Raw genomic sequence first — 19,894 nt, 5'->3', positions numbered from 1 at the left:
GAAGGACGGGTACCACTTGATGTGCACGGCAGAGCCGGCGGAAGCCCGCATCGAGGACGCGGGCCACATCCTGGTCGCGCCTTCGGCGTTGCGGGACCAGGACGGGATCAGGGACTTCCTCGGGTCCGTGATCACGCCGGAGGACCTCGCCTCCGGGGCGTGCGACCTCGCACAGAGGACCGTCTACCTGTGTGGCGACATATCCGGGATCAGCGGCCGCCGACTGGACGCTGCTGCCCGGGTGTTCGTGGTCCGGGAGCTGTCACACGGCTACGACGAGGACGCCGACGGCGAACGGTGGACCGTCGTCGGCCTCGGCCGGATCCCCCTGCGCGTACACGGCGTCGGCGTGTACTACCGCCGCTTCTTCGACCTCGACGCCGACCACTTCGCACGGATCAGTGCCGAGCACGCGTTCCAGTCCCTGACGGAGTCCGACAAGCCCGGTACGGCCCACCGCAGCGGAATCTATCTGACGCCCGTCACCCGGCACGGTGACGAACTGCATTTCCGCCTGCTGCGCTGCTCGACGAACCTCTCGGGGCCGACCGAGGACTTCCGCCCCACCGACACGGGCATCGTCGAGGCCCTGAACCGCGAGGCCGCCACCGTCTTCCGCAACCATGCACCGCTGAATCACGTACTCGCCCAGATCTACCACAACACCCTTGCCGCGACCGGGCGCAAACAGTCCAAGGCCAGGATCTCGGCCCATGCCGACAAGACCAAGGACATGCCCGCCAACGGCATCATGGCCTTCTGCACCTTCTACGACGGGCTCGACACACTGCAGCCCATGGCCGAAGACGCCTTCGACTTCGGCGTGAAGGCTGCCAGCGGGCTGACCAGGCTCCACTTCCGCCTCAAGGAGCCGGCCGGACCACACGACGGCGGCGCGCTGCCCCCGCAGTTCACCCAGACGCTTCACCCAGGCTCCGTCTTCCTCATGCCGTTGTCCGCCAACCGCCTCTACACGCACGAGATCCGGCCCTCGTCGCTGGACGCCTCGCTGCTCCCGACCCGCCTGGGGTACGTGGTGCGCTGTTCGAGCACCGAAGCCGTGCACAGGGACGGCCGCACGTTCCTCAGAGCGGCGGGAGGCCTGGCTCGGCTGGAGCAGCCCACACCGGCGGGCATGGACGAGCTGCGCCGACTGTACGCCGAGGAGAACAGGACCTCGTCCTTCATCGACTACGGCGACCGGTTCCCCTTCAGCATGAACACGGGAGATTATCTTGCCCCCACAATCCACGATCTCGGATGAGATCCTCTCGTTCGATGTGCCCACCGATGAGGACCTCTTCGCGGAGCTGTCGGCGTCGGTCCGCTGGGAGGACCTGGGCAAAGGCCGGCGAGGCGCCACGCTCGTCAGGGTCGACGAGGCGGGTGGCGTGCCTCTGGTACGCACCACCACTCGCTACGGCAGCCCGGCGCAGCGTTTCCGGGCGGTGTACGAGCGGCTGGCGCGGCGCGTCCAGGAGCGTGCGGCGCTCCCGGTCGGCTTCAACAACGCTCTCATCGAGCGCTACACGAACGCCTACGCCACCATGGGCGCTCATTGCGACCAGGCCCTCGATCTGGCCGACGAGTCGTACATCGCCGTCTTCTCCTGTTACCAGCACCCCGAAGCGAGCCCGTCGCGGAAGCTGATCTTCGAATCGAAGGGGTCGGCGGGTGAGAAGGCCGAGGTTCCTCTCGCCCACCACAGCGTCGTCGCGTTCTCCGTCGGCTCGAATCGGCGGCTCCGGCACAGAATCGTGTTGGACCCGTCCGCCAGGGCGGCGGACAACCCCTGGCTGGGTGTGACGTTGCGAACGTCGAAGACCTTCGTCCGATTCCACGACGGCCACGCGTATCTCCCCCAGGGGGCCCGCCTCATGGCGGCCGACGATGAGCAGGCACGCGAGTTCTACCGGCTGCGGCGCCGCGAGAACGAGGAGACGGACTTCGGCTATCCCCCGCTGGCGTACACCGTCAGCGAGAGCGATCTGACGCCGCCCGTCTGACTCACCCGGCGCCTGGTGGGGGCCCCGTCAGCTCCTCGGAGGCGGCCCGGAGCCGTTCTCCCGCGAAAGTCACCGAGGGTAGGCCAGCGCCCCTCGCGGGTTCGCGAGGGTGGGCGGGGATACCGCAGCCGCAGGCCAGTAGGCTGCGGGTCCACCGTCTTTCCCCTTCCCGCCCCCCGAGGTACAGCGCAGTGAGTTCCGCACCGCCCCCCATACCCGTGACGGTCGTCGGCCTCGGCGCCGACGGGTGGGCCGGGCTCACCGCCGCCGCGCGGTCGTCGCTGTCCTCGGCGGAGGTCCTCATCGGCGGGCCGCGCCAGCTGGACCTGCTGCCCGCCGCCGAGTGCCCCGGGCAGCGGGTGGCATGGCCGAGTCCGCTGCGGCCGGCCGTGCCGAAGCTGATGGCCGAGCACGCCGGGCGCCGGGTCGCGGTGCTGGCCAGCGGCGATCCGATGTTCTACGGGATCGGCCGCGCCCTCGCCGAGGAGCTCGGGCCGCGGTTCCTGCTGGTCCGCCCGCACCCCTCGTCCGTCTCCTACGCCTGCGCCCGCCTGGGCTGGCCGGTGGAGGACACCGAGGTGGTCACCGTGGTGGGCCGCCCGGTCGCCCGTCTCGCCGCCGCGCTGTACGACGGGCGCCGGGTGCTCGTGCTCAGCGCCGGCGCCGGGTCCCCGGGCGAGATCGCCGCTCTGCTCCGTGAGCGGGGTTTCGGCCCGAGCCGGATGCGGGTCCTGGAACAGCTCGGCTCCGAGCACGAGGACGCGTACGAAGGCACGGCCGGCAGCTGGGACCACGCGCCCGGCGACCCCCTGAACGTGGTGGCCCTCGACTGCCGCCGGGACCCGGCCCACCAGGCGCCGCGCCTCGGCGCCACCCCCGGCCTGCCGGACGCCGCCTACGAGCACGACGGCCAGCTCACCAAGCGCCACGTCCGCGCCGCGACCCTGTGCGCGCTCGCCCCGGCCCCCGGCGAGCTGCTGTGGGACATCGGCGGCGGCTCCGGCTCCATCGGCATCGAGTGGATGCGTACGCACCCCTCCTGCCGGGCGGTGGCCGTGGAGCGCGTCCCGGAACGGGCCGCGCGGATCACCCGTAACGCGGCCGCGCTCGGCGTACCCGGCCTGCGCGTGGTCGTCGGGGCTGCGCCGGAGGCGCTCGCCGGGCTCCCGGCCCCCGACGCGGTGTTCATCGGCGGCGGGCTGACCGCGCCGGGCCTGCTGGACGCGGCCTGGGCCGCGCTGGCCCCCGGCGGCCGGCTGGTGGTCAACACCGTCACCCTGGAGTCGGAGGCGGTCCTCACCGACCGCTACCGGCGCCACGGCGGCGATCTGGTGAAACTGGCCGTCGCGCACGCCGCGCCGGTCGGCGGTTTCACGGGCTGGCGGCAGGCCATGCCGGTCACCCAGTGGTCGGTGACGAAGCAGCCGGACACCGACACGGCCACGCACACGGACACCGACACGGCCACGGCCACGGACACGCACACGCACACGGACACGCACACCAAGGAGAAGGATCAGACATGACCGTGTACTTCATCGGTGCGGGCCCCGGCGCCGCCGACCTGATCACGGTGCGCGGTGCCCGGACCCTCGCCGCCGCCCCGGTCTGCCTGTACGCGGGCAGCCTCGTGCCGCGCGACCTGCTCGCCGAGTGCCCGCGGGACGCCCGCCTCGTCGACACCTCGCAGCTGAACCTGGACGAGATCGTCGCCGAGTGCGTACGGGCCCACGAGGCGGGCCAGGACGTGGCGCGGCTGCACTCGGGCGACCCGTCGATCTTCAGCGCCGTCGCCGAACAGATGCGGCGGCTGGACGCGGCCGGCATCCCCTACGAGGTCGTCCCGGGCGTGCCGGCCTTCGCCGCCGCGGCCGCCGCCCTCAAGCGGGAGCTGACGGTGCCCACCGTCGGGCAGACCGTGATCCTCACCCGGATCGCCCAGCAGGCGACCCCGATGCCGCCCGGCGAGGACCTGGCCACCCTGGGCCGCAGCGGCGCGCTGCTCGTCCTGCACCTGGCCACCCGCTACGTGGACCGGGTGGTCGAGGAGCTGCTGCCGCACTACGGGGCCGAGTGCCCGGTGGCGGTGGTGGCGATGGCCAGCCGCCCCGACGAGCTGATCCTGCGCGGCACCCTGGCCGACATCGCCGGCCAGGTGAAGGAGGCGGGCCTGGTCCGCACCGCCGTCATCGTGGTGGGCCGCACCCTGGGCGCGGAGCAGTTCCGCGACAGCCACCTGTACTCCCCCGAGCGCGACCGGCATGCCTGCTGAACCGGCCCCTGCGGGTACCGGCGGCCACGTCCTGATCCTGGGCGGCACCACCGAGGCCCGCCGCCTGGCGGAGGCGCTGGCGCGGGAGTCCTCGTACCGGGTGACGACCTCGCTGGCGGGCCGGGTCGCCGCGCCCGTGCTCCCGCCGGGCGGGACGCGCGTCGGCGGCTTCGGCGGGCCGGGCGGGCTGGCGGCCTGGATCGGCGCGCACGGGGTCACCCGCGTGATCGACGCCACCCACCCCTTCGCGGAGCGCATGAGCTTCAACGCGGCCGGGGCGGCGGCGCTTTCGGGCGTACCGCTGCTGGCGCTGCGCCGCCCCGGCTGGGAGCCCGGCCCGGGCGACGCGTGGACGTTCGCGGACTCCCTCGCCGGGGCCGCCGCCCTGCTGCCGGACCTCGGCAGCAGGGTGTTCCTGACCACCGGCCGGATGGGCCTGCACACCTTCGCGGACCTCGACGGCCTGTGGTTCCTGGTGCGTTCGGTGGACCCCCCGGCCGGGCCTGTCCCCGCACGCCTCGAAGTCCTGCTGGACCGGGGCCCGTTCACCCTCGACGACGAGCGGGAACTGCTGGCCCGGCACCGGATCGACGTCCTGGTGACGAAGGACAGCGGCGGCTCTGCGACCGCCCCCAAGCTGACGGCCGCCCGCGAGGCGGGCGTCCCGGTCCTCGTCGTACGCCGCCCCCCGGTACCGCAGGGCGTCACGCGGGCGGATTCGGTGGCCGCGGCCCTGGACTGGCTGCGGCAGCACGCGTGAGGACGGCGGACCCGGGGTGGTGGGAACCACCCCGGGCCCGACGCCGATCACGTCACACCCGCCAGGTCACGGGTAGCGGCGCGGCGTCCAGGTGATCCGCGAGCCGTCGGCCCGTTCGGTGATCTGCGTCTGCGAGGAGCCGACCAGCAGGATCGTGCGCATGTCGACCTCGGACGGCTCCAGTTCGGCGAGCGTGACGATCCGCACCGACTGCTCCGGGCCGCCCACGTCGCGGGCGACGACCACCGGGGTCTGCGGCGAGCGCAGTTCCAGCAGCAGCTCGCGGGCCTGCGCCACCTGCCAGGTCCGGCTGCGGGAGCCGGGGTTGTAGAGGGCGAGCACCAGGTCGGCCGCGGCGGCCGCGCGCAGCCGCTCCGCGATGACCTCCCACGGCTTGAGCCGGTCGGACAGCGAGATCGTCGCGTAGTCGTGGCCGAGCGGGGCGCCGGCCGCGGCGGCGGCCGCGTTGGCCGCGGTCACTCCCGGCAGGACCCGTACGGGCACGTCCTTGTACTCCGCCTGCCCGGCGACCTCCAGGACCGCCGTGGCCATGGCGAAGACGCCCGGGTCGCCGCCGGAGACCACGGCCACCCGCTGGCCGCGGCGGGCGAGGTCGAGGGCGAACTCGGCGCGCTCCGACTCCACCTTGTTGTCGGAGCCGTGCCGGACCTGGCCCGGCTTGACGGGCACCCGGTCCAGGTACGTGGTGTATCCGACGAGCACCTCGGCGTCCGCGAGGGCGCGCCGGGTCTGCGGGGTGAGCCACAGCGGGCCGGCCGGGCCGGTGCCGACGACGACGACCTCGCCGGGGCCGGACGGCACGCTGCCCGGGTTGCCGATCCGGCTGGGCACCACGGCGACGGCGAAGTACGGCACGCTGCCGGGGTCGGTGTCGGCGAGGACGCCGGTGCGCTCGCCCTCCATCGTGGCGCGCTCGACGTAGCGGGCCTCGGCGAGCCGGCCGCTGTTCTCCATCGCGCCGAGCACGGCGGGGAAGGTCCGGCCGAGCTTCATCACGACCGCCGAGTCGGTGGCGGCGAGGCGGGCGGTCAGCTCCTCCTGCGGCAGCGTGCCGGGGAGGATGGTCAGGACCTCCTCGCCCTCCACGAGCGGGGTGCCCAGCCGGGCGGCGGCGGCGCTGACCGAGGTGACCCCGGGGATGACCTCGGTGGCGTAGCGGTCCGCGAGCCGCTTGTGCATGTGCATGTACGAGCTGTAGAAGAGCGGGTCGCCCTCCGCGAGCACGGCGACGGTCCGGCCGGCGTCCAGGTGGGCGGCCAGCCGGGCGGCGGCCTCCTCGTAGAACTCCTCCATGGCGCCCTGGTAGCCGCCGGGGTGGTCGGTGGTCTCGGTGGTGACCGGGTAGACCAGCGGCTCCTCGATGTGGCTCTCGCGCAGGTGCTTCGCGGCGATCGAGCGGGCGATGGACCGGCCGTGGCGGGCGCTGTGGTAGGCGACGACGTCCGCCTCGCCGATCGCTTCGACGGCTCGCAGGGTCATCAGGTTCGGGTCGCCGGGGCCGAGCCCGACGCCGTAGAGGCGGCCCTTGGGCTGCGCGTCGCTCATTCGGCCACGCTCGCGATGGCGTTGAGGGCGGCCGCGGCGATGGCGCTGCCGCCACGGCGGCCGCGTACGACGAGGTGGTCGAGGCCCAAGGGGTGGGCGGCGAGGGCGTCCTTGGACTCGGCGGCGCCGATGAAGCCGACGGGCACCCCGATGACGGCGGCGGGCCGCGGGGCGCCTTCCTCGATCATCTCCAGCAGCCGGAACAGGGCGGTCGGCGCGTTGCCGACGGCGACCACCGAACCCTCCAACAGGCCTCGGTCGCGCCACACTTCGAGGGCGGCGGCGCTGCGGGTGGTGCCCATCTTCGCGGCGAGGTCCGGGACCGCCGGGTCGGAGAGCGTGCAGACCACGTCGTTGTCGGCGGGCAGCCGCTTGCGGGTGACGCCGCTGGCGACCATCTGGACGTCGCACAGGATCGGCGCGCCCGCTTCCAGTGCGGCGCGGGCGCGCAGCACCACCTCGGGGGTGTACCCCAGGTCCTGCGGGAGGTCGGTCATCCCGCAGGCGTGAATCATGCGCACCGCGACCTGGGCGACCGAGGCGGGCAGCCCGGAGAGGTCCGCCTCGGCGCGGATCGTGGCAAAGGACTGGCGGTAGATCGCGGCGCCGTCCTTCTCGTACTCAAACACGGTGTACTCGCTCATTTCTTCACTGCGTCTTCGGACTCTGGGGTGATGAGGTGTTCTCGCGTGCGGCCGTGAGGGCGGCCGCCAGGTCTGGCCGGTGCGGCAGGGTGCGCCCCTGTACGGAGAGCCGGTACCCGTCCGCGGTGGCGAGCGCGTCCACCCACTGCGTGCCCCGCGGGTGGCCGCAGCGGCGCTCGCAGCCGGACCAGTGCACGGGCAGCGGCCCCCGCGCCCGCTCCACCAGGGCGCGCGCGTCGGCGCGTACGTCCGCGAGGGATTTGGCGCAACCGGGGCGCCCGGTGCAGGCGGTGACGGACAGCCAGGGGCTGTCCGGGGAGACGACGAGCCCCGCGTCGGCCGGCAGGGCGGCCGGGGCAGAGGCGCCCGGAAGGACGATCGTGCGCCACGGGGTGATCCGCAACCCGTCGCCGTGCTCGGCCGCCTGGACGAGGACCCTCCACTGGCCGGTGCTCAGCCGGCCGAACGGGGGCATCACGCACAGGGGGTCGTGCGGGCCGGGCACGGGCGGGGCGCAGTACGGCCAGTCCACCGTCGGCACGCGTACCGCGCCGATGCCGGCGGCGGCCAGCCGGGCCGCGAACTGCCCGTCGTCCAGGGCGTGTCGGGCGGGGAGTTCGGCGACCCGCCAGGGGCGGGTGCCGGCCGCGTCGACGGCGTCGAGGAAGTACGCGGCGGCGAGCAGCGCGGCCCGCGGGGCGTCCGCCGCGGCGACGGCCACCGCGCCTGCGGCGGCGCCGAGGCGCACCAGGGCCCGTCCGCCGGGCTGCCCGAGCACGGTGACGTCGGGTTCCAGGGCGGCCACGTCGCCGCGGCCGTCGTCGAGGGCGAAGAGGAAGCGGCCGGACAGCGCGGTGACGCGGGTGTCGGCGCACAGCAGCCGGTCCAGTTCGCGCACCCAGGGCAGTACGTCCTGCGAGGTCGGCGTGGCCACGATGTTGCGTACGCGTTCGTGGGCGGGCGCGGGCAGCAGCCCGGCGGCGTCGAGCAGCTCCGCGAGGCCGGCGCCGCAGCCGTCGGCGAGGCCGCGCAGCTGGACGTTGCCGCGGGAGGTGAGTTCCAGGTGCCCGTCGCCGAACCGGTCGGCGGCCGACGCCAGGAGCGAGGCCTGGCGGGCGGTCAGCGCCCCGCCGGGGATCCGGACGCGCGCGAGGTGCCCGTCGTCCGCCGCGTGCAGCCGGAGCGCGCCGGGGCAGGCGTCACCGCGGTCCCGTATGACGGGTTCGTCCCGCGATACGGCGGAGGGGGGCTGGGGCATGGCGGCGAGCATACCCACGATTGCGCTCCCCGGAACTGTGTCCACCGCCACGCTCCGTCACCCGGCGCGCTCCCGGCGCCGCCGGAAATCCCGGCCCCGCCGGCGTTTCAGGCGCGGGGGTTCGGGGGCAGAGCCCCCGCAACGGCGCCGCACCCGATACACCCGCCCCAGCGGCGAAGCCACCGGCAGAACCCCCACAACGGACAGCACCCGACCCGACCACCCCACCCAACCGGCAGAGCCCCCGCAGGGCCACCGCACCCGACCACCCGCCCCGCCCACCGGGACGGGAACCACCCGCCCCTAAGATGACCTTCCGGCGGCCCATACGGTCCGCCGTCGCCGAGGACGGCGACATGGGAGGAAGCCCGGTGCGATTCCGGCGCGGTCCCGCCACTGTGAACCCGGCAGAGCCATACGGCCGGGTGAGTCAGGAACTCCCGCTGTCCTCACTGCCCGGGGCGCGGAAACCCCGAGGAAGGCCTGCCGCCGCATGATCCTGCTGCTGTCGACGTCCGACACCGATCTGCTCAGCGCTCGCGCAGCGAACACGGCGGACGCCCCCGTCCCGTACCGGTTCGCCAACCCCTCCCGCCTTCCCCTCGACGACCTCCCCGGCCTGCTCGACGGGGCCGACCTGGTCGTCGTACGCCTCCTCGGCGGCCTGCGCGCCTGGCCGGACGGCCTGGACCTGCTGCTGGCCCCCGGCCAGACCCGCCCGGTCGTGGTCCTGACGGGCGAACAGGCCCCGGACGCCCAGCTGATGGAGGCCTCCACGGTCCCGATCGGCATCGCGGCCGAGGCGCACGCCTACCTCGCGCACGGCGGCCCGGCCAACCTCGAACAGCTGGCCCGGTTCCTCTCCGACACCGTCCTGCTCACCGGTCACGGCTTCGAGCCGCCCGCCGCCGCCCCCACCTGGGGGCCCCTGGAGCGCACCGCGCAGCGCACGGACGGCCCCGAGGTCGCCGTGCTCTACTACCGCGCCCACCAGATGAGCGGCAACACCGGCTTCGTGCACACCCTCTGCGAGGCCATCGAGGCCCACGGCGCCCGGCCGGTCCCCCTCTACGTCTCCTCCCTGCGCAGCCCGGAGCCGGCGCTCGTCGAGGCCCTGGGGTCCGCGGACGCGGTCGTCACCACCGTCCTCGCGGCCGGCGGCACCAAGCCCGCCACCGCCTCGGCGGGCGGGGACGACGAGTCCTGGGACGCGGGCGCGCTCGCCGCGCTCGGCGTGCCGATCCTCCAGGCCCTGTGCCTGACCGGATCCCGCTCCGCCTGGGAGGAGAACGACGAGGGCCTCTCGCCGCTGGACGCCGCGACGCAGGTCGCCGTGCCGGAGTTCGACGGCCGCCTGATCACCGTCCCGTTCTCCTTCAAGGAGTTCGACGAGGACGGCCTGCCCGCCTACGTCGCCGACCCCGAGCGGGCCTCCCGGGTCGCGGGCATCGCCGTACGCCACGCCCGGCTGCGTCACATCGAGCGCCGCGACAAGAGGATCGCCCTCGTCCTCTCGGCATACCCGACCAAGCACTCCCGCATCGGCAACGCCGTCGGCCTGGACACCCCGGCCAGCGCGGTGGAGCTGCTGCGCACCCTGATCGCCGAGGGCTACGACTTCGGCCCGGTCCCCGAGATCCCCGGTCTGGTCTCGGGTGACGGGGACGAGCTGATCCGCGCCCTGATCGAGGCCGGCGGCCACGACCAGGACTGGCTCACCGAGGAGCAGCTGGCCCGCAACCCGGTCCGCATCCCCGCCGCCGACTACAAGCGCTGGTTCGCCGAGCTCCCGGCCGAGCTTCGCGAGAGTGTCGAGGAGCACTGGGGCGAGGCCCCGGGCAGCATGTTCGTGGACCGTTCCGCGAACCCGGAGGGCGACATCGTCCTCGCCGCCCTGCGCCGCGGGAACCTCCTCATCCTCATCCAGCCGCCGCGCGGCTTCGGCGAGAACCCGATCGCGATCTACCACGACCCCGATCTGCCGCCCTCGCACCACTACCTGGCCGCGTACCGCTGGATCCAGGCGCGCGCGCAGGACGGCGGCTTCGGCGCCGACGCGATGATCCACCTGGGCAAGCACGGGAACCTTGAGTGGCTGCCCGGCAAGAACGCGGGCCTGTCCGCGGCCTGCGCCCCGGACGCCGCCCTCGGCGACCTGCCCCTGGTCTACCCGTTCCTGGTCAACGACCCGGGCGAGGGCACACAGGCCAAGCGCCGCGTGCACGCCACGCTGGTCGACCACCTGGTGCCGCCGATGGCGCGCGCGGAGTCGTACGGCGACATCGCCCGGCTGGAGCAGCACCTGGACGAGTACGCCCAGATCTCCGCGATGGACCCGGCGAAGCTGCCGGCCATCCGCGCGCAGATCTGGACGCTGATCCAGGCGGCGAAGCTCGACCACGACCTGGGGCTGGAGGAGCGTCCGGACGACGACGGCTTCGACGACTTCCTGCTGCACGTCGACGGCTGGCTGTGCGAGGTCAAGGACGCCCAGATCCGCGACGGCCTGCACGTCCTGGGCGGCGCGCCGACGGGTGAGGCCCGGGTCAACCTGGTCCTCGCCATCCTGCGCGCCCGGCAGATCTGGGGCGGCACCGCGGCCCTTCCGGGTCTGCGCGAGGCGCTCGGCCTGGACGAGTCCGCGGCCACCCGTACCTCGGCGGACGCCGTCGAGGAGACGGCCCGCTCCCTGGTGCAGGCGATGGAGGACGCGAACTGGGACCCTTCCGCGGTCGCCGCGGTCGCCGCGGACCACTCCCCGGAGGTGGCGGCGGTCCTGACCTTCGCCGCGCACGAGGTCGTGCCGCGTCTGGCGGGCACCACGGACGAGATCGCCCACGTGGTCGCGGCCCTGGACGGCCGGTTCGTCCCGGCCGGCCCCTCGGGCTCGCCGCTGCGCGGGCTGGTGAACGTCCTGCCGACGGGCCGCAACTTCTACTCGGTCGACCCCAAGGCCGTTCCGTCCCGCCTCGCCTGGGAGACGGGCCAGGCCCTGGCCGACTCCCTGCTCACGCGCTACCGCACCGACAACGGCGAGTGGCCGGCCTCGGTCGGCCTGTCCCTGTGGGGTACGAGCGCGATGCGCACGGCGGGCGACGACGTCGCCGAGGCTCTCGCGCTGCTCGGCATCCGCCCGGTCTGGGACGAGGCCTCGCGCCGCGTGACCGGACTGGAGCCGATCCCGCTCGGGGAGCTGGGCCGGCCGCGCATCGACGTGACGCTGCGCATCTCGGGCTTCTTCCGCGACGCGTTCCCGCACGTGATCGGCCTGCTGGACGACGCGGTGCGGCTGGCGGCCTCGCTGGAGGAGCCGGAGTCCGAGAACCACGTACGCGCGCACGCCCAGGCGGACCTGGCCCTGCACGGTGACGAGCGCCGCGCGACGACCCGTATCTTCGGCTCGCGCCCGGGTACGTACGGGGCGGGCATCCTCCAGCTGATCGACTCCCGCGACTGGCGTACGGACGCCGACCTCGCGGAGGTCTACACGGTGTGGGGCGGCTACGCCTACGGCCGCGGCCTCGAAGGACGCCCTGCCCGGGACGAGATGGAGACGGCCTACAAGCGGATCACGGTCGCGGCGAAGAACACCGACACCCGCGAGCACGACATCGCGGACTCGGACGACTACTTCCAGTACCACGGCGGCATGGTGGCCACGGTCCGCGCGCTGCGCGGCACGGCCCCGGAGGCGTACATCGGCGACTCCACCCGCCCGGAGACGGTCAAGACCCGCACCCTGGTCGAGGAGACCTCACGGGTGTTCCGCGCCCGCGTGGTGAACCCGAAGTGGATCGAGGCGATGCGCCGGCACGGCTACAAGGGCGCCTTCGAGCTCGCGGCCACGGTGGACTACCTCTTCGGCTACGACGCCACGACGGGCGTGGTCGCGGACTGGATGTACGACAAGCTGACCGAGGCGTACGTCCTGGACCCGGTCAACCGCGCGTTCCTGGAGGAGGCCAACCCGTGGGCCCTGCACGGCATCGCGGAGCGCCTCCTCGAAGCGGAGTCGCGCGGCATGTGGGAGAAGCCGGACGCCCGGATCCTCGAAGCGCTGCGCCAGGTGTACCTGGACACCGAGGGCAACCTGGAGGGTGAGGCGGAGTAGGTCCGCCGCGCGCGGGCCCGTACGACGAAGGCCGCCCTGCCCACCCCGTCAGCGGGTGCGCAGGACGGCCTTCCCGCCGTCGGATCCGCGTACCCCGAGTACGCGCACCGCCGGCCGGCTACGCCTTGACGGTCTGGTTCAGCGCGACGAGGGCCTGCGCCCAGCGCACGTACTTCAGCTGCCCGAAGTCGGCTACGGTCTTGACGCCGAACGCCTCGTGGAGCAGTTCGCCGTCCTTCTCGCTGACGCCCTTGAGCGCGGCCACCGGCGCGGCGAGCACATCGGCCAGCGGCTTGTCGGCCCACGCCTTGTCGAGCACCTTGTCCAGATCGATCGCCATGAGTGTCCCTCCGGGAACATCGGCACCACATACGCGGGCAAACCTAACCCAATCCGACAATCACCCCGCACTGCGGCACGCCGTCGGCGTGTCAGGAGATGTGCTCGATCCTCTTGCCGTCGACCAGGTACCGGGGCAGGTACGGCAGCCGCTCCGGGTCGATCGGGAAGCCCTGGTCGTGGGCGAGGCAGGCCATGGCGAGCACGCCGAGCGCCACCCGGGCGCGGGGCGCCTCGGACTCCCCCCAGTAGCCGCCGTGTTCGGAGAGGGCTTCTGCGAGCGACTCGCCGAAAGCCTCGTGCTCCCGCGTGAAGAGGCGGTGGAAGAGCGACACCGGCTGGAAGTCGACACGGTTCACGAACTCGTCCGGCGCGTGGGTCAGCATCTCGGGCAGGGACGACTGCATGGTGGCGAGCAGTTTCTCCACGACGGCGTCGGCGGGGCCGCCCTCGGAGAAGTAGGTCTGCAGGGTGTCGATCCAGTGCAGGACGTACGCGTCGACGGTGTCGTCCTGCCGCAGCGCCTCCAGCGGGACCCGGCACAGCCGGGCGACCCGGTCGTGCGCACGGCACACGAGCGCGGCGTAGAACGCGTCGAGCCAAACGCGGGCGTCCGCGGGCGGCGCCGCGGGCGTGGCGGGCAGCTGGAGGGCGTTCCCCTCGCCCAGGTACCACTGCTCCGGACCGGAGCCGCTGAACAGCGCGGAGCCGAGCCGCACGGCCGTCTCCCACGCGTCCCACGTGACGACGTCGCCGGCGCGGGGGTCGGCGGTGCAGCGGACGTGGGCGAGCGCGAGGGCGGAGGCGAAGGCGTCGCCCAGCCCCGCCGGGTCGCCCGGGTGTCGGGCCACGGACTCGACGGTCGTACGGGTGAGGGTGCCGGGATCCAGGACCGCCGGGTCCGCACTCCGGGTCGCGAGCCGGCCGGCGCGGTCGAGGCGGATCAGCCCCTTCATCAGGCCGAGCAGCTGCTGCGGCGGCCGCAGGGACAGCGTGCGGGAGCCCTCGTCGACGACGGTGAGCGACGTGAGGCCGCCCCGATGCCACCAGTACACGCGCGGCGAGAGCGGCCCGGGCCCGTCCTCGTAGGCGCCGAGGGCGTAGGCGGCCAGGTCGTTGAGGGCGTCCACCACCGAGCCGTCGGCTATCGGATGGAAGGCCAGCAGATGCCGGGTGGGGACGACGACGAGGGCGCCGGCGGACGGCAGCGACTCACCGGTGACCTGCCGCGCCAGTTCCCCCAGGTACAGCGCCTTGGAGGCGACGAAGTGCGAGTCGCCGAAGACGGAGTGCAGCGTGGCCCGCCCCTCCAGGGCAATCTCCTCGTACGTGACGGGCTCGCGCATCAGGTTGGACCGCGCCGCCTGCCCCAGAGCCTCGGCCCCGACGCGCTCCACGTCGCCGTCGGTGAGGGTGCGCACGCTGGTGGGCCCGTCGAAGGCGTAGGCGAAGACCAGCTCGTCGGCCACGACCCGGGCGTACCGCATACCACCGGCGACCTGCGGGGTCACCATCCCGACGGGCAACAGCCGCGCACGCACGCCGCGCAGCAGTTCCTCGGCACTCTCGCCGCCGCGACCGGCGCCGGCTTCAACTGAGTTGTCTCGATTCACCCCCGAACCCTACGAGACCGCCCGCACCACCCGCCGACGACCCCGCGCCCGCCGAGCACCGACAGGCGATCCCCCTCCCCCTCGACCGGCACCCACCGCCTCGATCGCCTCCGGCCAGGCATCAGGGGCGACGGCACAGGCCCCCGGACCGGACCGGACCGCCGGACGTCCGAACTGCAATGCACCCTCAGGCAGGAGACCGCGAGACCCGGATCCACCCGCCGAAGCCGGTCAGTTCGGCCGCGGCGCAAAGCAAGTTGGCCGGCGGTGGCTCTCCGCGGCGATGGCCACCGATGCCGGAGGCGTCGTCCTCAGCCAGGGCCCGAAGGGGCACACCTCGCTGCTGGTCTTCCCCAACCACCAAAGCAACACGTGGGATCCTCGGCACGCGTCGCTTCCCGTTCCTGTCCCGTAACGCCTGCACCACCGTACGGAGGCCGTCTTCCCACCTCGGGAGGGCGGCCTCTCGGCTTTCGGTCGGCAGGGGCGGGCGCAATCCCTCGGAAGGGGGCACCGACACCTGCGGGTGATTCGAACGTCCGATGACCGCGCCGCCCTTGGGGTCCGGGCCGGCGTCGCAACTGTGTGCGGGCGTTCGTTCCCCGCGGGCCGTGACGCCGCTCTGAGCAGCCACGTTCTTCCGGCGTCAGTTCGCAGCCGCAGCGCCTTGGGAGGAATCTTGCGATCCGTGCACGTTCATGTGGTGTTCGACCCGGCACCGGGCGGCGGTGGCCGCGCATGAGGCTCCTCAAGCGGCCCACGCCCCTCCAGCCCGCCGTCTCGGCGAGTGAGCGGCGGCTCTTCGGCGGGCCCCTGCGCTACGACGCCGGCTGGTCCCACCACGACTACGCCCGCCTCGAAGGGCGGCTCCTGTCCACCCTGCGCACCATGCCCCGCATGGTCGCCGGGACCCTGCGCCTGGCCTGGGACACCGACCGGCCGGCGCTGCTCACCGTCGCCGCCTCCGAGGCCGGGCAGGGGGTCACCTCCGCCGTCGGGCTGCTCGTCCTGAGCGAGGTGCTCCGTACGCTGCTCGGCGCGGGCAGTCCCGCCGAGCGGCTGCACGCCGCGATGCCCTCCCTGGCCGCCGGCGCGCTGGTGGCCGTACTGGGCGCCGTACTGGCCTCCCGGTCCACCGCGGCCGCCGGACGGCTGGAGCCGAAGATCGAACGGGCCGCGTACGAGCAGTACTTGAAGGCCGCCGTCGAGGTGGAGCTCGAAGCCATCGAGGACGGGGAGTTCCGGCGGCTGCTGGACAGCGCCCAGTGGGGGCCGCCCTCGGCCCGCCGTACCGTCGGCGCCTGCGTGGCCACCCTCGGCGGGATCATCTCCCTCGTCGCCACCGCCGGTGTCCTGACCGTGCTGCACCCGCTGCTGCTGCCCATGCTGCTGCTGATCGCCGCCCCGCGCGGCTGGGGCGCGATGCGCGTGGCGCAGCGCCGCTATCTGTCCGTCATCACGTGGGTCGAGCACGTACGGGCCGCCCGGCTCATCGGCCAGCTGCTGATCTCCCGTACGTCGGCCCCGGAGGTACGGGTGCACGGCGTCGGCCGGTACCTGCTGGGCCACTACCGCAACATGGCCGAGGTCGCCGAGACCGAGGCCACCCGCCTGGCCAAGGACAAGGCCGCCACCGAGCTGCTCGCCGCCGCGCTCTCCGGCGCGGCGGCGCTGATCACGTACGGGGCGATGGTGGCACTCATCGTCACCGGCCGGATGGACCTCGCCGTCGCCGGCACCGCCGTGATCGCGGTACGTGCGGGGTCGGCGAGCCTCGGCGCGCTGGTGGCCACCACCAACACCCTGCACGAGGAGTCCCTCTATGTACGGGACCTGGAACGGTTCGTCGCCGAGGCCGGGCGGCGGGCCATCCCGCGCGGCGGGCTTCCGCTGCCGGAGCGGCTGGGAGCGGTACGGCTGGAGGACGTCGGCTTCAGCTACCCGGACCGCGAGGAGCCCGCGCTCGACGGGGTCTCCCTCACCATCGAGGCGGGCAAGGTCGTCGCGCTGGTCGGTGAGAACGGCTCCGGCAAGAGCACCCTGGTCAAACTGCTCGCCGGCCTGCACCTGCCCGACTCCGGCTCGCTGACCTGGGACGGGGTCGAGGTACGGGGCGCCGACCGGGAGCAGGTCTTCGACCGGGTCGCGCTCCTCACCCAGGACTTCGAGCGGTGGCCGGTGACCGCCCGCACCAACATCACCATCGGCCGGCCCGGGGAGGACGAGCCCGGGGAGGACGGCCCCGGGGAGGACGGCCCCGGGGAGGCGGTGGAGCGGGCGGCGGACGTGGTCGCCGCGGCCCGCTACGCGGGGGCCGACCGCGTGGTCGAGAAGCTCCCGAACGGCTACGAGACCCTGCTGGCCCGGGTGTTCAGGGGCGCATCGGAGCTCTCCGGGGGTCAGTGGCAGAAGTTCGGACTGGCCCGGACGCGCTACCGGGACGCGCGGGTCATCGTCGTCGACGAGCCCACCTCGGCGCTGGACCCGGAGGCGGAGATCGCCGCCTTCGACAGCATCCGGGGGCTCGCCGGACCGCAGCGCGCCGTCGTCCTCGTCACGCACCGGATGTCCGGCGTACGGTTCGCCGACGTCATCTACGTGCTGCACGAGGGGCGGCTCGTCGAACAGGGCGGCCACGACGAGCTGATGGCGCTCGGCGGCCGGTACGCGTCGATGTTCCGGATGCAGGCGGAGCAGTTCGCCCAGCACTCCCGGCCCAGGGTGGAGCCCCAGCCCCGACGGTCCGGCTCCTCCCCCATCCCCCGCCAGGGCGGCGCGTCACCGACCGACACCCCCATCACCTGATGCGGTGAACTCCTCCTTATCCCGCTGACACCACGGGTAGGGCACTGCTGATCTTGCGGGGGCCGGGCCGCCGGCCCCCGCACCTTCGACGAAGGGCCTATCCCGCCGTGACGCAGCCGTTCCAACTGCCGGACTTCTACGTGCCGTATCCGGCGCGACTGAACCCCCACCTGGAGGAGGCGAGGACCCACAGCAAGCAATGGGCGCGCGACTTCGCGATGCTGGAGGGTTCCGGCGTCTGGGAGGAGAGCGACCTCGACTCGCACGACTACGCGCTGCTCTGCTCGTACACCCACCCAGACTGCGACGCCGAGGCGTTGTCGCTGGTCACCGACTGGTACGTGTGGGTGTTCTTCTTCGACGACCACTTCCTGGAGACCTTCAAGCGCTCCCAGGACCGCGACGGCGCCAAGGCCTACCTCGACCGGCTGGCCGCCTTCATGCCGATGGACCTGGCCCGCGGCTTCCCCGAGCCCACCAACCCCGTGGAGGCCGGTCTCGCCGACCTGTGGCGGCGAACCGTTCCCTCCATGTCCGCGGACTGGCGGGAACGGTTCTCCTCGTCCACGAAGAACCTCCTCGACGAGTCGATGTGGGAGCTCGCCAACATCGACATCGGGCGGGTGGCCAACCCCCTCGAATACATCGAGATGCGCCGCAAGGTGGGCGGCGCCCCCTGGTCGGCCGGCCTGGTCGAGTACGTCGCCGCCGAGGTCCCGGCGCGCGTCGCGCACTCGCGCCCGCTCGGCGTACTGCGGGACGCGTTCTCGGACGCGGTCCACATCAGGAACGACCTCTTCTCCTACGAGCGGGAGGTCACCGACGAGGGTGAACTCTCCAACGCCGTCCTGGTCCTGGAGACGTTCCTCGGCTGCACCACCCAGGAGGCCGCGGAGGCGTCCAACGACCTGCTGACCTCCCGCCTCCAGCAGTTCGAGCAGACCGCTCTGTGCGAACTCCCCCAGCTCTTCATCGACTTCGCGCTGGACCCCGCGGAGATCGCGGCCGTCCTCGCGTACACCAAGGGCCTTCAGGACTGGCAGTCCGGCGGCCACGAGTGGCACATGGTCTCCAGCCGCTACATGAACAAGGAGGCCAGGGCGACCGGCCCGGTCACCCTTCCCTTCATGCCGTCCGGGCTCGGCACCAGCGCCCTCGACCTGCGGTCCGTCTTCAACCGGCGCTCGATGGAGCTGCGCCGCCGCTCCTTCACCCACGTACCCTTCGAACGCACCGGGCCCTCCGTGATCCCGGAGATCTACATGCCCCACCGGCTCACGCTGAGTCCTCATCTGGCTCACGCGCGCGAGGAGTCGGTGGCCTGGTCCCGGCGGACAGGCCTGCTGGACCCGCAGCCGGGCGATCCCGGTTCGGCGATCTGGAGCGAGGAGAAGCTGCGCGGCTACGACTTCGCGGTCTGCTCGGCCGGAATCGACCCGGACGCCACCCCCGGCGCACTCGCGCTCAACGCCTGCTGGCTGACCTGGGGCACCTACGGGGACGACTACTACCCGGTGGTCTTCGCACAGGCCAAGAACCTGGCGGCGGCCAAGGCGACCACCGCCCGGCTGATCGCCATGATCCCCGTCGACCACGCCGAGCAGCCGCAGCCGTCGACGGCGCTGGAGCGCGGGCTCGCCGACCTGTGGGTGCGCACCAGCGCCGGCATGTCGGTGCGGCAGCGCGCCGAGTTCCGGGCGACGCTGGTGGACATGCTGGAGAGCTGGCTCTGGGAGGTGGACAACGCGGTCCTGAACCGCATCCCGGACCCGGTGGACTACGCGGAGATGCGACGGCGCACCTTCGGCAGCCGGCTCACGATGTACCTGTGCCGGCTCGGCCACGAGGGACGGGGCATTCCGGAGGAGATCTACGCCTCGGGGACGATCCGCTCGCTGGAGAACGCCGTCGCCGACGCCGCCTGCCTGATCAACGACATCTACTCCTACCAGAAGGAGGTGGAGTTCGAGGGCGAGGTCCACAACCACATCCTGGTCACGCGGAACTTCTTCGACATCGGTTACCCGGAGGCACTGCACATCTGCCATGCGCTGATGACCCAGCGCACCGAGGAGTTCGAGCACATCGTGGCCACCCAGCTGCCGGTGCTCTACGACGACTGGAAGCTCGACGCCGGGGCCCGGGCCGCCCTGGACGCATACGTGCAGGAACTGAAGGATTGGCACGCCGGCGTCCTCAACTGGCACGCGACGATCCGTCGTTACCGGCCGGAGGACCTGCACAGGCCCGACGGCGGCCTGGCCGCCGCGGTCCTCGGCTCCGGCTTCGGCATGGCGGCCGCCAGGCTCTCCCTGCCCGGGTGAGCCGGGCGGTGGGGGCGGGCGGGCCCCGCCCCCACCACACAGAGCCGCCGACAGGGGCGGGGGCGCGGGCGGGGGGCGGGGGGGGCGGGCCTAGGGTCTGTATCGAGTTGCCCCGCGGCGTCGCGCCGCCCGGCCCGCGCCCGCGGCGCCCGAGCCACATGCCCGGGTAGCTCCGCTACGAGGACCTTCGTCCCGC

General features: G+C 73.3%; 13 protein-coding genes and 1 riboswitch. Of the genes, 8 read left to right on the top strand and 5 right to left on the bottom strand.

Annotated features, from left to right (window positions below; translation table 11 throughout):
• Positions 1 to 19: 19 nt before the first annotated feature.
• The 5 genes from ACFWFZ_RS30735 (at position 20) to ACFWFZ_RS30715 (ending at position 5,038) form a co-directional block, all read left to right on the top strand.
• Entirely contained in the window at positions 20 to 1,264 is a 1,245-nt protein-coding gene (locus ACFWFZ_RS30735) for a hypothetical protein (protein ID WP_387126615.1), read from the top strand.
• Entirely contained in the window at positions 1,236 to 2,006 is a 771-nt protein-coding gene (locus tag ACFWFZ_RS30730) for a hypothetical protein (protein ID WP_387126613.1), read from the top strand. The genes ACFWFZ_RS30735 and ACFWFZ_RS30730 overlap by 29 nt, the downstream gene beginning before the upstream one ends.
• A gap of 191 nt (positions 2,007 to 2,197) precedes the next feature.
• Complete coding sequence (cbiE, locus tag ACFWFZ_RS30725; RefSeq protein WP_387126611.1) at positions 2,198 to 3,532, top strand: precorrin-6y C5,15-methyltransferase (decarboxylating) subunit CbiE; 1,335 nt, start codon at positions 2,198 to 2,200, stop codon at positions 3,530 to 3,532.
• Positions 3,529 to 4,278, top strand: coding sequence for a precorrin-4 C(11)-methyltransferase (cobM, locus tag ACFWFZ_RS30720; protein ID WP_387126609.1), 750 nt, complete (start codon positions 3,529 to 3,531; stop codon positions 4,276 to 4,278). The genes cbiE and cobM overlap by 4 nt, the downstream gene beginning before the upstream one ends.
• On the top strand, positions 4,268 to 5,038 hold the full coding sequence (locus tag ACFWFZ_RS30715) for a cobalt-precorrin-6A reductase (protein WP_387126607.1): 771 nt from the start codon (positions 4,268 to 4,270) through the stop codon (positions 5,036 to 5,038). Before cobM ends, ACFWFZ_RS30715 begins: the two co-directional genes overlap by 11 nt.
• 66 nt (positions 5,039 to 5,104) lie before the next feature.
• On the opposite strand, the gene ACFWFZ_RS30710 is transcribed toward ACFWFZ_RS30715, so the two are convergent.
• The 3 genes from ACFWFZ_RS30710 to ACFWFZ_RS30700 are packed head-to-tail and all read right to left on the bottom strand — an operon-like array spanning position 5,105 to position 8,506.
• Positions 5,105 to 6,604, bottom strand: a complete 1,500-nt coding sequence (locus ACFWFZ_RS30710; protein WP_387126605.1) for a precorrin-2 C(20)-methyltransferase — start codon at positions 6,602 to 6,604, stop codon at positions 5,105 to 5,107.
• Positions 6,601 to 7,248 carry a precorrin-8X methylmutase gene (locus ACFWFZ_RS30705; protein WP_387126603.1) on the bottom strand — a complete coding sequence of 216 codons (648 nt, stop codon included), beginning with the start codon at positions 7,246 to 7,248 and terminating at the stop codon, positions 6,601 to 6,603. The genes ACFWFZ_RS30710 and ACFWFZ_RS30705 overlap by 4 nt, the downstream gene beginning before the upstream one ends.
• Positions 7,249 to 7,252: 4 nt before the next feature.
• Positions 7,253 to 8,506, bottom strand: coding sequence for a cobalamin biosynthesis protein CobG (locus ACFWFZ_RS30700; protein WP_387126601.1), 1,254 nt, complete (start codon positions 8,504 to 8,506; stop codon positions 7,253 to 7,255).
• 302 nt (positions 8,507 to 8,808) lie between these two features.
• A riboswitch (cobalamin riboswitch) is annotated at positions 8,809 to 8,967 on the top strand.
• 32 nt (positions 8,968 to 8,999) lie between these two features.
• On the opposite strand from ACFWFZ_RS30700, the gene cobN reads away from it, so the two are divergent.
• Positions 9,000 to 12,617, top strand: a complete 3,618-nt coding sequence (cobN, locus tag ACFWFZ_RS30695) for a cobaltochelatase subunit CobN (RefSeq protein ID WP_387126599.1) — start codon at positions 9,000 to 9,002, stop codon at positions 12,615 to 12,617.
• Between the two features lie 118 nt (positions 12,618 to 12,735).
• Here cobN and ACFWFZ_RS30690 read toward each other — a convergent pair whose 3' ends face one another.
• On the bottom strand, positions 12,736 to 12,957 hold the full coding sequence (locus ACFWFZ_RS30690) for a hypothetical protein (protein ID WP_031152000.1): 222 nt from the start codon (positions 12,955 to 12,957) through the stop codon (positions 12,736 to 12,738).
• Positions 12,958 to 13,048: 91 nt separating this feature from the next.
• Entirely contained in the window at positions 13,049 to 14,569 is a 1,521-nt protein-coding gene (locus tag ACFWFZ_RS30685) for an immunity 49 family protein (protein WP_387126596.1), read from the bottom strand.
• A 738-nt stretch (positions 14,570 to 15,307) separates the two neighbouring features.
• Here ACFWFZ_RS30685 and ACFWFZ_RS30680 point away from each other — a divergent pair.
• Positions 15,308 to 17,374: an ABC transporter ATP-binding protein gene (locus ACFWFZ_RS30680; RefSeq protein WP_387126594.1), complete on the top strand. Its 2,067-nt coding sequence runs from the start codon at positions 15,308 to 15,310 to the stop codon at positions 17,372 to 17,374.
• A 107-nt stretch (positions 17,375 to 17,481) separates the two neighbouring features.
• Complete coding sequence (locus ACFWFZ_RS30675; RefSeq protein ID WP_387126592.1) at positions 17,482 to 19,698, top strand: germacradienol/geosmin synthase; 2,217 nt, start codon at positions 17,482 to 17,484, stop codon at positions 19,696 to 19,698.
• Positions 19,699 to 19,894 lie beyond the last annotated feature (196 nt).

It is taken from the genome of Streptomyces sp. NPDC060232, assembly GCF_042726555.1.
Classification (GTDB): domain Bacteria; phylum Actinomycetota; class Actinomycetes; order Streptomycetales; family Streptomycetaceae; genus Streptomyces.
This window is presented reverse-complemented; position numbering and strand designations above follow the sequence as displayed.